The sequence below is a fragment of the Chryseobacterium soli genome (assembly GCF_000737705.1).
GTDB lineage: Bacteria > Bacteroidota > Bacteroidia > Flavobacteriales > Weeksellaceae > Chryseobacterium > Chryseobacterium soli.
The window spans coordinates 198,962-210,715 of the sequence record NZ_JPRH01000006.1 but is presented as its reverse complement, the minus strand read 5'-3'; the positions used below and the strand labels follow the sequence as shown (position 1 = coordinate 210,715).

At 36.7% G+C, this 11,754-nt stretch carries 22 protein-coding genes; 21 read left to right on the top strand and 1 reads right to left on the bottom strand.

Annotated features, from left to right (window positions below; genetic code table 11):
- Window positions 1-6 precede the first annotated feature (6 nt).
- Window positions 7-1,599: a glycerol-3-phosphate dehydrogenase/oxidase gene (locus IW15_RS15325; RefSeq protein WP_034713032.1), complete on the bottom strand. Its 1,593-nt coding sequence runs from the start codon at window positions 1,597-1,599 to the stop codon at window positions 7-9.
- A gap of 117 nt (window positions 1,600-1,716) precedes the next feature.
- Here IW15_RS15325 and IW15_RS15320 point away from each other — a divergent pair, with 117 nt between their 5' ends.
- The 21 genes from IW15_RS15320 (at window position 1,717) to rplO (ending at window position 11,745) form a co-directional block, all read left to right on the top strand.
- On the top strand, window positions 1,717-2,481 hold the full coding sequence (locus tag IW15_RS15320; RefSeq protein WP_034713030.1) for a DeoR/GlpR family DNA-binding transcription regulator: 765 nt from the start codon (window positions 1,717-1,719) through the stop codon (window positions 2,479-2,481).
- 251 nt (window positions 2,482-2,732) lie between these two features.
- On the top strand, window positions 2,733-3,359 hold the full coding sequence (gene rplC, locus IW15_RS15315) for a 50S ribosomal protein L3 (RefSeq protein WP_007839520.1): 627 nt from the start codon (window positions 2,733-2,735) through the stop codon (window positions 3,357-3,359).
- Window positions 3,350-3,979: a 50S ribosomal protein L4 gene (gene rplD / locus IW15_RS15310; RefSeq protein WP_034713027.1), complete on the top strand. Its 630-nt coding sequence runs from the start codon at window positions 3,350-3,352 to the stop codon at window positions 3,977-3,979. The genes rplC and rplD overlap by 10 nt, the downstream gene beginning before the upstream one ends.
- 3 nt (window positions 3,980-3,982) lie before the next feature.
- The gene (gene rplW, locus IW15_RS15305) at window positions 3,983-4,273 is read left to right on the top strand and encodes a 50S ribosomal protein L23 (RefSeq protein WP_034713023.1); all 291 of its coding nucleotides are present in this window, start codon (window positions 3,983-3,985) and stop codon (window positions 4,271-4,273) included.
- Window positions 4,274-4,295: 22 nt separating this feature from the next.
- The gene (rplB, locus tag IW15_RS15300; RefSeq protein WP_034713020.1) at window positions 4,296-5,117 is read left to right on the top strand and encodes a 50S ribosomal protein L2; all 822 of its coding nucleotides are present in this window, start codon (window positions 4,296-4,298) and stop codon (window positions 5,115-5,117) included.
- A 2-nt stretch (window positions 5,118-5,119) separates the two neighbouring features.
- On the top strand, window positions 5,120-5,398 hold the full coding sequence (gene rpsS, locus IW15_RS15295; protein ID WP_027387215.1) for a 30S ribosomal protein S19: 279 nt from the start codon (window positions 5,120-5,122) through the stop codon (window positions 5,396-5,398).
- A 2-nt stretch (window positions 5,399-5,400) separates the two neighbouring features.
- Entirely contained in the window at window positions 5,401-5,799 is a 399-nt protein-coding gene (rplV, locus tag IW15_RS15290) for a 50S ribosomal protein L22 (protein WP_034713017.1), read from the top strand.
- Window positions 5,800-5,806: 7 nt separating this feature from the next.
- Window positions 5,807-6,541, top strand: a complete 735-nt coding sequence (gene rpsC, locus IW15_RS15285) for a 30S ribosomal protein S3 (protein ID WP_034713014.1) — start codon at window positions 5,807-5,809, stop codon at window positions 6,539-6,541.
- A gap of 78 nt (window positions 6,542-6,619) precedes the next feature.
- Window positions 6,620-7,045 (top strand): 50S ribosomal protein L16, encoded by a 426-nt coding sequence (rplP, locus tag IW15_RS15280; protein WP_034713010.1) that lies wholly within the window; start codon window positions 6,620-6,622, stop codon window positions 7,043-7,045.
- 12 nt (window positions 7,046-7,057) lie between these two features.
- A complete protein-coding gene (gene rpmC, locus IW15_RS15275; RefSeq protein WP_034713007.1) occupies window positions 7,058-7,246 on the top strand; it encodes a 50S ribosomal protein L29 in 189 nt (62 codons plus the stop codon).
- Window positions 7,247-7,257: 11 nt separating this feature from the next.
- Window positions 7,258-7,515 carry a 30S ribosomal protein S17 gene (rpsQ, locus tag IW15_RS15270; RefSeq protein WP_053073319.1) on the top strand — a complete coding sequence of 86 codons (258 nt, stop codon included), beginning with the start codon at window positions 7,258-7,260 and terminating at the stop codon, window positions 7,513-7,515.
- Window positions 7,515-7,883: a 50S ribosomal protein L14 gene (gene rplN, locus IW15_RS15265; protein WP_007839504.1), complete on the top strand. Its 369-nt coding sequence runs from the start codon at window positions 7,515-7,517 to the stop codon at window positions 7,881-7,883. Before rpsQ ends, rplN begins: the two co-directional genes overlap by 1 nt.
- 23 nt (window positions 7,884-7,906) lie before the next feature.
- Window positions 7,907-8,233, top strand: coding sequence for a 50S ribosomal protein L24 (rplX, locus tag IW15_RS15260; RefSeq protein ID WP_034713003.1), 327 nt, complete (start codon window positions 7,907-7,909; stop codon window positions 8,231-8,233).
- A 14-nt stretch (window positions 8,234-8,247) separates the two neighbouring features.
- The gene (gene rplE / locus IW15_RS15255; RefSeq protein WP_034713002.1) at window positions 8,248-8,799 is read left to right on the top strand and encodes a 50S ribosomal protein L5; all 552 of its coding nucleotides are present in this window, start codon (window positions 8,248-8,250) and stop codon (window positions 8,797-8,799) included.
- A gap of 3 nt (window positions 8,800-8,802) precedes the next feature.
- Entirely contained in the window at window positions 8,803-9,072 is a 270-nt protein-coding gene (rpsN, locus tag IW15_RS15250) for a 30S ribosomal protein S14 (RefSeq protein ID WP_034712998.1), read from the top strand.
- Between the two features lie 146 nt (window positions 9,073-9,218).
- Window positions 9,219-9,617, top strand: coding sequence for a 30S ribosomal protein S8 (rpsH, locus tag IW15_RS15245; protein WP_034712994.1), 399 nt, complete (start codon window positions 9,219-9,221; stop codon window positions 9,615-9,617).
- Between the two features lie 17 nt (window positions 9,618-9,634).
- Entirely contained in the window at window positions 9,635-10,180 is a 546-nt protein-coding gene (gene rplF, locus IW15_RS15240) for a 50S ribosomal protein L6 (protein ID WP_034712992.1), read from the top strand.
- Window positions 10,181-10,195: 15 nt separating this feature from the next.
- Window positions 10,196-10,549 carry a 50S ribosomal protein L18 gene (gene rplR, locus IW15_RS15235; RefSeq protein ID WP_034712990.1) on the top strand — a complete coding sequence of 118 codons (354 nt, stop codon included), beginning with the start codon at window positions 10,196-10,198 and terminating at the stop codon, window positions 10,547-10,549.
- A gap of 19 nt (window positions 10,550-10,568) precedes the next feature.
- Window positions 10,569-11,090, top strand: coding sequence for a 30S ribosomal protein S5 (gene rpsE, locus IW15_RS15230; protein ID WP_034712988.1), 522 nt, complete (start codon window positions 10,569-10,571; stop codon window positions 11,088-11,090).
- A 10-nt stretch (window positions 11,091-11,100) separates the two neighbouring features.
- Entirely contained in the window at window positions 11,101-11,277 is a 177-nt protein-coding gene (gene rpmD / locus IW15_RS15225) for a 50S ribosomal protein L30 (protein WP_007839493.1), read from the top strand.
- Window positions 11,278-11,295: 18 nt separating this feature from the next.
- A complete protein-coding gene (gene rplO, locus IW15_RS15220) occupies window positions 11,296-11,745 on the top strand; it encodes a 50S ribosomal protein L15 (RefSeq protein ID WP_034712985.1) in 450 nt (149 codons plus the stop codon).
- Window positions 11,746-11,754 lie beyond the last annotated feature (9 nt).

Genomic DNA, 11,754 nt, shown 5'->3' with positions numbered 1-11,754 from the left:
AGTTAATTAGATTATGTTTCTAGGAGAATAAGGGATCAGTAAATAGCCTTTTGCCAAGGCGATAAACTCTTCAGTCTGCTGTGCAATCCATTCAGGAGAATGGTTCTTTTCTTCCGCAATAAGTTTTGCTATCGTTCCTGCGCTGTCAATGGCTGCTCTCGCATCAAGAAAAAGAAGACGGACTCTTCTGGCTAATATATCTTCTATGGTTTCTGCCATTTCATGACGGATAGCCCAAACAGCTTCTGCTATGGTAAACTCATGGTCCGGATGTATTTTTTTTGCATAAGCAGGATTGCTTTGCTGCAACGATTGTAACGATGGAATATCTGAGCCGTACACATACAGATGGCTGCTTCTGTCCACCTGATCTGCATTCATGTTTCCATGGATTGATAAATGCTCAGTAACAGATGGAGTCTGCTTCAGGTTTTGAATTTCTATTGCCTTGTCGATGGTGTCTTCCGCCATTTTCCGGTAGGTAGTCCATTTTCCCCCGATAATAGAAGTAAGGCCTGTTTCTGAAGTAATCACTTTATGGCTTCGGGATACCTCTTTTGTATTTTTTCCTTCCCCTTTGGGTGCTGCTAAAGGACGGAGTCCCGCAAAGACAGATTTTACATCTTCACGTGTTGGCTTTTTGGAAAGGTATTGTCTGGCAGTTTCCAGCACAAAATTGATTTCTTCTTCCAAAGCACGAGGTTCGAAACTTTCATCCTTTAAAAGAGTATCTGTAGTTCCCACTAAAGCTCTGTCATGCCACGGAACGACAAACAGCACCCTTCCGTCTGAAGTTTTAGGAATCATGATCGCATCGTTGCTTTTCAGGAACGATTTATCCAAAACCAAATGAATTCCCTGGCTGGGTACTACAAATTTACCATGCTTGGGATTGTTCATATTTAAGATGTCATTGGTGAACACCCCTGTAGCATTCACTACAGCTTTCGCTTTAATGGTATATTGCTTTTGGGTAAACTGGTCTTCCGCAGTAACGCCTATTATTTTATTGGAATCATTTTTAAGAAGATTAACCACCTTAAGGTAATTAATAGCACTTCCGCCTTTTTCGATGATTGTTTGAGCCAGGTTGATGGCCAGGCGTGCATCATCAAACTGTCCATCCTGATATACCACTCCGCTTGCCAGATTGTTCTGTTCTATCGTTGGAAGTTTGGAGATCGTTTGAGCTTTGCTGATGTACCGCGTTTTGCCCAGACTTAATTTTCCGGCAAGGAAATCATAGATGGATAGCCCTATCTTATAATAGATACCGCCCCACCATGTATAATTAGGAATAATAAACGACTGGTTCTTTACCACATGTGCGGCGTTTTTAGCCAACAGCCCTCTTTCCTTTAAAGCTTCTTTTACAAGCCCGATATCTCCTTGTGCGAGGTATCGTACGCCACCATGCACAAGTTTGGTACTTCTGCTGGAAGTCGCTTTCGCAAAATCATGAGATTCTAATAATAAGGTTTTGAATCCTCTGGTGGTTGCATCTAATGCTGATCCTAGACCACTGGCCCCGCCTCCGATGACGATAAAGTCCCACTCCTCTACACCAGCTAATTTACTAAGTTCTTCGTTTCGTTTCATAAATGTTTCGTTTATGTTTCATTTTCAAATGTATAAATTAAAAACGAAACTAAAAAGAAAATAAATGAAATTTTATCGGTCTCGGAAAAAAATGGTATTTTTGATGAAAGAATCAGAATGGAAAAGTTAATACCAAGGCACGATGATATTTTAAAGGAACTGGATGAAAAAGGTCATGTTCTCGTACAGGATTTGTGTGAGAAGTTGAATGTTTCGTCGGTTACGGTTCGAAAGGATTTGAATTATCTCGAAAGCTTAGGGTTGCTTTTCCGGAATCATGGAGGAGCCAGCAAGCATGTGAGGTATGCTTATGAAAGGAATGTTGACGAGAAAGAAAATATCAATGTAGAGGCAAAACAAAACATAGCGAAAGCGGCTTTGCAGCTTATCCAGGAAAATGACTGCATTATTCTGGCTTCAGGAACCACGATGCATTATCTGGCGAGGATGCTCGTTAATTTTGGACAGCTTACCGTTCTTACCTCTTCGCTGAGGGTAGCTCTTGAACTTTGTAATAATCCTAATATTAATATTATCCAGCTTGGAGGAGAAGTGAGGAAAAGCTCTACTTCTATTGTGGGTTCTATCTCGGAAACTATTTTAAAACAGTTTTCATGTAATAAACTTTTTCTTGGAGTTGATGGGATTGATCTGGATTTCGGAATCAGTACATCCAATGCGGCAGAAGCTCATCTCAACCAATTGATGATTGAATGTTCCGATAAGGTTGTGATTCTTGCAGACTCTTCAAAGCTAAATAAGAAAGGATTCGGAAAAATAGCCTCCTTAGATAAGATAGATTATCTGATCACGGATAATGATATTTTAGAAGAAGACAGAGTTGCGCTGGAGGAGGCAGGAGTAAGTGTGATTGTGAAATAATCGAAAAACACTTCATCGCTTGAATAAATCAAAAATATTTTGAGGAAAAAGAAGGAAGTAAATTTTCATAAATGGGCTAATTGATTAAAAATCAAAATATTTTGTATGAAAATTTGTCAATTTGAAAATTATCCTTACATTTGCACACTCATTTTAGGGGCGAAGTATGCCTATTTCAAACGTGGAAATTACTTGTGATGCTCTAAAATGAAAGGTGATTCAAGAAAATTTTATAACATATTATATAAATAATGTCAGGTATTATTGGTAAAAAAATCGGTATGACATCTTTGTTTAACGAAGAAGGAAAAAACATTCCTTGTACAGTTATCCAAGCTGGTCCATGCTCGGTTTTACAGGTCAGAACCATAGAAAAGGACGGGTACAAGTCTGTTCAATTGGGTTTCGATGACAAGAGTGAAAAGAACGTTGGTAAAGCGTTAGCTGGTCATTTTAAAAAGGCTGGTTCTGCTCCTAAAGCTAAATTAGTAGAATTCTACAGAGAATTCGTTGATGAAGTAAAAGTAGGAGAAGAAGTAAAAGTTGATTTATTCGCTGAAGGTGAGTATGTTGACGTAACAGGAACTTCAAAAGGTAAAGGTTTCCAAGGTGTTGTTAAAAGACATGGCTTTGGAGGTGTAATGCAAGCTACTCATGGTCAGCACAACAGACTTAGAGCTCCAGGTTCTATCGGTGCTGGATCGGATCCTTCAAGAGTATTCAAAGGAATGAGAATGGCAGGTAGAATGGGAGGTAAGCAGGTAACTGTACAAAACCTTCAAGTATTAAAAGTGGATCAAGAACAAAATCTTTTAGTAGTAAAAGGTGCTGTTCCGGGAGCTAAAAATTCTTATGTAATTATCAGAAAATGGAACTAGTAGTATTAAATACATCAGGAAAAGAAACCGGAAAAAAAGTAACTCTAGACGAAACAGTATTCGGAATTGAGCCAAATAAGCACGCGGTTTACTTAGAAGTTAAACAGTACCTTGCTGCACAAAGACAAGGAACTCATAAATCAAAAGAAAGAAGCGAAATTACTGCTTCTACTAAGAAACTTAAGAAGCAAAAAGGATCTGGTTCTGCTAGATACGGTGATATTAAATCTCCAACGTTTAGAGGTGGGGGTAGAGTATTCGGTCCTAAGCCAAGAGACTACAGATTCAAATTGAACAAAGCTCTTAAGAGATTAGCGAAAAAATCTGTTCTTTCTCAGAAAATGAGAGACAACAGCATTAGAATTGTGGAAGGTTTGAGCATTGCTGCTCCTAAAACTAAAGATTTCATCACTATCTTGAATGCATTAGCATTAAACGATAAGAAGTCTTTATTCATTCTTCCTGATACTAACAAGAATGTATATTTATCTTCAAGAAACTTACCTAAGACTAAAGTTATGAAATTCAACGAAATTTCTTCTTATGACTTAATCAATGCAGGTGAGATCGTTTTCTTAGAAGGTGCAGTTGAAAAATTCCAGGAAAATTTAAAGAAATAAGTCATGTCAGTTATTATTAAACCAGTTATTTCAGAAAAGGCTAACTATCTTACAGATTTAAGAGGTGCTTATTCTTTCTTAGTAAACCCTAAGTCGAATAAAATCCAAATCAAAAAAGCGATAGAACAAGCTTACGGTGTGAAAGTAGCAGACGTTAGAACCATGATTTATGCTCCTAAAGTTTCTTCAAAGCACACTAAAAAAGGTCTTCAAGTAGGAAAGACAAATAAATTGAAAAAGGCAGTTATCACTCTTGCAGAAGGGGAAGTAATTGACATTTTTGCTGTAAATTAATTATTAATTATAAATAATAGTAATGTCTGTTAGAAAATTAAAACCTATCACCCCAGGACAGAGATTCAGAGTTGTAAACAATTTTGAGGAAATTACTACCAACAAACCAGAGAAGTCTCTAACGGTTGGTATTAGTAAGTCAGGTGGACGTAACCAAACTGGTAAAATGACCATGCGTTACACCGGAGGTGGACACAAAAAGAAATACAGAATTATCGACTTCAAAAGAAACAAGCATGATGTTGAAGCAACGGTAAAAACTGTAGAATACGATCCAAACAGAACTGCATTTATCGCTCTATTAGAGTACGCAGACGGAGAGAAGAGATATATCATCGCTCCAAACGGTATTAAAGTAGATCAGAAAGTAATCGCAGGAGAAAGCGTAGAACCGAATATCGGTAACGCAATGAAATTGAAAAATATTCCATTGGGTACTGTAATTTCTTGTGTTGAAATGAAACCTGGACAAGGTGCAATTTTAGCAAGAAGTGCTGGTTCTTCAGCTCAACTTACTTCTAGAGATGGAAAGTATGCAATCATTAAATTGCCTTCAGGAGAAGCTAGAATGATCCTGGTTGAGTGCTATGCAATGATTGGTTCAGTTTCTAACTCAGACCATCAGTTAACTGTATCAGGTAAGGCTGGTAGAAGCAGATGGTTAGGTAGAAGACCTAGAACAAGACCGGTAGTAATGAACCCAGTAGATCACCCAATGGGAGGTGGAGAAGGACGTTCGTCTGGAGGTCACCCAAGATCTAGAAACGGTATGCCAGCTAAAGGTTACAAAACAAGAAAGAAAAACAAAGGGTCTAACCGTTACATCGTATCTAAAAGAAAATAATTATGGCAAGATCACTTAAGAAAGGACCGTTCATCGCATATACTTTAGATAAGAAGGTTCAGGCAAATATAGAGTCTGGTAAGAAGACTGTTATCAAAACTTGGTCTAGAGCGTCTATGATCTCTCCGGACTTCGTAGGACAAACTATCGCTGTACACAATGGGAAATCTTTTATCCCGGTTTACGTTACAGAAAACATGGTTGGTCACAAGTTAGGCGAATTTTCTCCAACAAGATCTTTCAGAGGTCATGGTGGTAATAAAAACAAAGGAAGTAGATAATCATGGGATCAAGAAAAAGAGAAAGTGCATTAGCACGTAAATTAACAAATCAAGATGTAGTAAAAGCATTACATAACGATTGCCCTTCTTCTCCAAGAAAGATGAGATTAGTAGCTGATATCATCAGAGGGGTAGAAGTAGACAAAGCTTTATACATCCTAAAATATTCTAAAAAAGACGCTTCTAACAAATTAGAGAAAGTTTTGCTTTCAGCTATGGCCAACTGGCAAGCTAAAAACGAAGGTGCTGATATTGAAGAAGCTAATCTTATCGTTAAAGAAATTTTTGTAGACAGTGCAAGACAATTGAAGAGACTAAGACCTGCACCACAAGGTAGAGGACACAGAATCAGAAAAAGATCAAACCACATTACATTAATCTTAGGTAATAAAGAAAATTAATCAAGGTATGGGACAGAAGACAAATCCAATTGGTAACAGATTAGGTATCATCAGAGGATGGGATTCAAACTGGTTTGGTGGAAACGATTATGGAGACAGAATCGCTGAAGACTACAAAATCAGAAGATACCTTGAAGCTAGATTATCTAAAGGTGGTATTTCAAAAATTTATATTGAAAGAACACTAAAATTAGTAACAGTTACGATCACTACTGCTAGACCGGGACTTATCATCGGTAAAGGAGGTCAGGAAGTTGACAAGTTAAAAGAAGAATTGAAGAAACTTACTAAAAAGGATATTCAAATCAATATTTTCGAAATCAAAAGACCTGAACTTGATGCAGTATTAGTTGCTGATAGTATCGCTAAGCAAATTGAAAACAGAATTTCTTACAGAAGAGCTGTTAAAATGGCTATCGCTGGTACAATGAGAATGGGTGCAGAAGGTATCAAAGTTCAAATCTCTGGTAGATTGAACGGTGCTGAAATGGCAAGAAGCGAATCTTTCAAAGACGGAAGAATTCCTTTGTCTACTTTCAGAGCTGATATCGATTATCATATTGGTGAAGCATTAACTCAATACGGTAAACTAGGTGTAAAAGTTTGGATCATGAAGGGTGAAGTTTACGGTAAAAGAGAACTTTCTCCACTAGTAGGACAACAGAAAAAAGGACCTTCAGGAGGTGGAAACAGAGGAGACAGAGATAACAGAAGACCTTCAAGAGATAAAAAAAATAATTAATAAAATTTTAGAGGATAGTTTTTAAATGACCGTTACTTTTTTAAAATCTAAATTCTAAAATCTAAAATTTAAGAAATTATGTTACAACCAAAAAGAACCAAATTCCGTAGAGTTCACAAGATGAAGATGAAGGGGATTGCCCAAAGAGGGAATCAACTTGCTTACGGAACTTTCGGAATCAAAGCAACAGAAGGTGCTTGGATCACTGCAAGACAGATTGAAGCAGCTCGTATCGCTGCGACAAGATATATGAAAAGAGAAGGTCAGTTATGGATCAAAATCTTCCCGGATAAGCCAATTACTAAAAAGCCAGCCGAAGTACGTATGGGTAAAGGTAAAGGTGCCGTGGAATATTGGGTAGCTGTAGTGAAACCAGGTAAAATTATGTTTGAAGTAGGGGGTGTTCCTTACGAAGTTGCTAAAGAAGCTTTAAGACTTGCAGCGCAAAAATTACCTGTAGTTACTAAATTCGTAGTTGCTAACGATTTTGTTAAACCTTTATAATCTTTGATTACAATGAAAAAAGCTGACATTAAAAATTTAAGCGCGGGAGATATTCAAACTCAGTTGACTGAACTAAAAGCTCAATATCAAAAATTGAAATTGGCTCACAAAATCAGCCCAATTGAAAACCCGATTCAAATCAAAGATTTGAGAAAGACGATCGCAAGACTAAATACAGAGTTAACCACTAAACAACAATAAGATTTTCATACATTATGGAAAGAAACTTAAGAAAAGAAAGAATCGGAATAGTTTCCAGCAATAAAATGGAAAAGACCATTGTTGTAAGTGAGACTACGAGAGTAAAGCACCCGATGTACGGTAAATTCGTATTGAAAACGAAAAAATATACTGCACACGACGAAAACAACGAATGCACAGAAGGAGATACAGTTCTTATCCAAGAAACTAGACCTTTGAGCAAGAGTAAGAGATGGAGATTAGTAAGAATTATTGAAAAAGCTAAGTAATGTTACAAACAGAATCAAGATTAAAAGTTGCTGATAACACAGGTGCTAAAGAGGTACTAGTGATCAGAGTTCTGGGAGGTACCAGAAGAAGATATGCTTCAGTTGGTGATAAAATCGTAGTTACTATTAAAGATTCTACACCATCAGGAAACGCAAAGAAAGGTCAAGTATCTAAAGCGGTAGTAGTAAGAACTAAAAAAGCAGTTAGAAGAAAAGATGGTTCGTACATCAAATTCGAAGACAATGCTTGTGTTTTACTAAACGCTGCTGGAGAAATGAGAGGAACACGTGTTTTCGGACCTGTGGCTCGTGAGTTGAGAGACAAAGAATATATGAAGATCATTTCATTGGCTCCTGAAGTACTTTAATTTTAAAAATTTTTAAAAGAAAAATGTCAAAGTTAAAAATAAAAAGAGGAGATAACGTAATCATTACTACCGGTAAGAAAGAAATTAAAGGTAAGACGGGTGAAGTTATTGAAGTGATAAAAAAAGAAGGAAAAGACCCTAGAGTAATCGTTGCAGGACTTAACATCATCAAGAAACACGTTAAGCCTTCAGCTTCAAACCCTCAAGGAGGAATCGTTGAAAAAGAAGCTTCTATTCATATCTCTAACATAGCTTTAGTTGGTAAAGACGGAAAAGCTATCAAAGTAGGTTACAAAATCGACGGAGATAAGAAAGTAAGAATCGACAAAAAAACGGGTGAAACTTTATAATTTATAAATAATACATGGAATATATAGCAAGACCCAAGATAGCATATAAAGAAACAATTGTTCCTGCAATGATGGAAGAATTTGGGTATAAATCTGTAATGCAGGTACCTAGATTAGAGAAAATCGTAATATCACAAGGTTTAGGTGATGCTACTGCAGACAAGAAAATCATTGACTATGCTGTAGAAGAACTTACGAATATTACTGGCCAAAAAGCTGTAGGTACTATTTCTAAAAAGGATGAAGCTGCTTTCAAATTAAGAAAAGGTATGCCTGTAGGAACTAAGGTAACTCTTAGAGCAAACAGAATGTACGAATTCTTAGACAGACTTACTGCTTCTGCATTGCCACGTATCAGAGATTTCTCTGGTATCAAGGCAGATGGTTTCGATGGTAGAGGTAATTATAACTTAGGTATTACTGAGCAAATTATCTTCCCTGAGATCGCAATCGACAAAGTGAAAAAAATCCAAGGGATGGACATCACTTTCGTTACTACTGCGAAAACAGATAAAGAAGCTAAAGCATTGTTAACTCACTTCGGTTTACCTTTCAAAAAGAACTAAGAAATGGCTAAAGAATCAATGAAAGCGCGTGAGCGCAAAAGAGAAGCTACAGTAGCTAAATACGCTGAAAAAAGAAAAGCTTTAAAAGAAGCAGGTGATTACGAAGGACTTCAAAAATTACCAAAAAACGCTTCTCCTGTAAGATTACACAACAGATGTAAACTAACAGGTAGACCAAGAGGGTACATGAGAACTTTCGGTCTTTCTAGAGTAACTTTCCGTGAAATGGCCAACAACGGTCTTATTCCGGGAGTGAAAAAAGCTAGTTGGTAGTAATTACTAATTAAAAAATCGGGACAATTAAGTTGTCTGGATACTAAAGAAATAAATATCAGACCGAAGTTTTCTGAAGTCTGATATTTTAATCTTCAAGTCCCTTCAATACTGGTTGTCTTTAACCAATAATTTAAAAAAGAAAAATGGTAACAGATCCAATTTCAGATTTCCTAACAAGAGTAAGGAACGCACAAAGCGCAGGCCACAAAGTGGTGGAAATTCCTGCATCGAAAATCAAAAAGGAGCTTACAAAAATCTTATTTGATCAAGGGTATATCTTAAACTACAAGTTTGAAGATAGCGCTGTTCAAGGAACGATCAAAATAGCTTTGAAGTATGACAAACAAACAAGCAAACCTGCTATCAAGTCTATCCAAAGAGCTTCAAGACCAGGTCTAAGACAATACAAAGGTTCTACGGAACTTCCAAGAGTATTGAACGGTTTGGGTATCGCTATTATCTCTACTTCGAGAGGAGTAATGACAGATAAAAAAGCTAGAGAAGAAAAAGTAGGCGGTGAAGTAATCTGCTATGTTTATTAATTTTTAATCAAAGGAAAATGTCAAGAATTGGTAAAGCAATTATAACAGTTCCCGCTGGAGTTACAATCACTGAAAAAGATGGTTTAGTAACTGTTAAAGGTCCTAAGGGAGAACTTTCTCAGGAACTTACAGAAGGAATTACTTTAGAACAAAAAGATGGCGAGCTTACATTCAGCAGACCGTCTGATTCTAAACAACACAGAGCGCTACACGGTTTATACCGAGCGTTGGTAAATAACATGATTTTGGGAACTACTGAAGGTTTCACAAAAAAATTAGAACTAGTAGGGGTAGGATACAGAGCTTCTCATTCAGGTCAAAAACTTGAATTAGCTTTAGGATTCTCTCACGGTATCGTTTTAGAACTTCCTAAAGAAGTTGTAATCGACACATTGACTGAAAAAGGTAAAAATCCAATTATTACTTTAACGTCTTATGACAAGCAACTTCTTGGAATGGTAGCGGCGAAAATCCGTTCATTCAGAAAGCCTGAGCCGTACAAAGGAAAAGGTGTAAGATTCGTTGGGGAAATTGTTAGACGTAAAGCTGGTAAATCTGCTTAATAAATTATAAGAATTATGGCATTAAGTAAATTAGAAAAAAGAATTAGAATAAAAAGAAGAGTAAGAGGAAAAATCTCTGGATCTTCTGAATTGCCAAGATTATCTGTATATAAGAGTAATAAGGAAATTTACGCTCAGTTAATCGATGATAAAGACGGTAAAACTTTAGTATCTGCTTCTTCAAGAGAGAAGGGTGTTGATGCTAAAGGTACTAAAACTGAAGTTTCTGCCGCTGTAGGTAAAGCTATTGCTGCTAAAGCTATTGCTGCTGGAATTGAAGCTATTGTATTTGATAGAAACGGTTTCGTATACCACGGTAGAGTGAAAGCTCTAGCTGACGGTGCGAGAGAAGGAGGACTTAAATTCTAATCATTAAATTTCGGAAAATATGTTAGGACTAGATAATATAGAAAGAGTAAAACCGGGAGGATTAGAATTAAAAGATCGTCTCGTAGCTGTAAACAGAGTAACAAAAGTAACAAAAGGGGGTAGAGCTTTCGGGTTTTCTGCAATCGTTGTTGTTGGAAATGAAGAAGGGGTTATTGGTTACGGTTTAGGGAAATCTAAAGAGGTTGCTTCTGCAATTGCTAAAGCAGTTGAAGACGCTAAGAAAAACCTTGTAAAGGTTCCTGTAATGAATCATACAATTCCTCACCAAACTACTGCTAGATACGGTGGTGCTGATATCTTCTTGAGACCTGCTTCTCACGGTACAGGACTTATTGCCGGTGGTGCAGTTAGAGCGGTATTGGAATCTGCTGGTATTCACGATATCCTTTCAAAATCTAAAGGATCTTCTAACCCTCACAATGTAGTGAAAGCTACTTTCAAAGCATTGTTAGACATCAGAAGACCTGAAGAAATTGCAAGAATGAGAGGAGTTTCTCTAAGTAAAGTGTTTAACGGTTAATACATAAACAATGGCAACAATTAAAGTAAAACAAGTAAGAAGCGCTATTGGTAGAACAAAAACCCAAAAGAGAACGCTTGAAGCATTAGGATTTAAGAAACTTCACCAAGTTGTAGAACACGAAGCTACGCCTTCTATTTTAGGGATGATAGCTGCAGTTAGTCATTTACTTGAAGTTCAAAAATAATTTTAAAAAAAAATTAAAATGAATTTAAATAACATAAAACCTGCTGCAGGTTCTACATTCAGTTCAAAAAGAATTGGTAGAGGACAAGGTAGTGGAAAAGGAGGTACTTCGACAAAAGGACATAAAGGTCAAAAAGCAAGAGCTGGTTATTCTCAGAAAATCGGTTTTGAAGGAGGTCAGATGCCTTTACAAAGAAGACTTCCTAAATTCGGTTTCAGAAATGTAAACAGAAAAGAGTTTAAGGGAATTAATCTGGATACTATTCAAATTTTAATAGAAAATAAATCTATCACTGGAGATATTACTAAAGAAGTTTTAATTGCTAACGGTTTAATTACTAAAAACGAATTAGTGAAAATTTTAGGTAGAGGTGAATTGAAATCAGCGGTTTCAATCTCTGCTGACAAATTCACTAAATCTGCTGAAGAGCTTATTGCTAAAGCAGGTGGAAAAGCAATTACATTATAATACTTACTA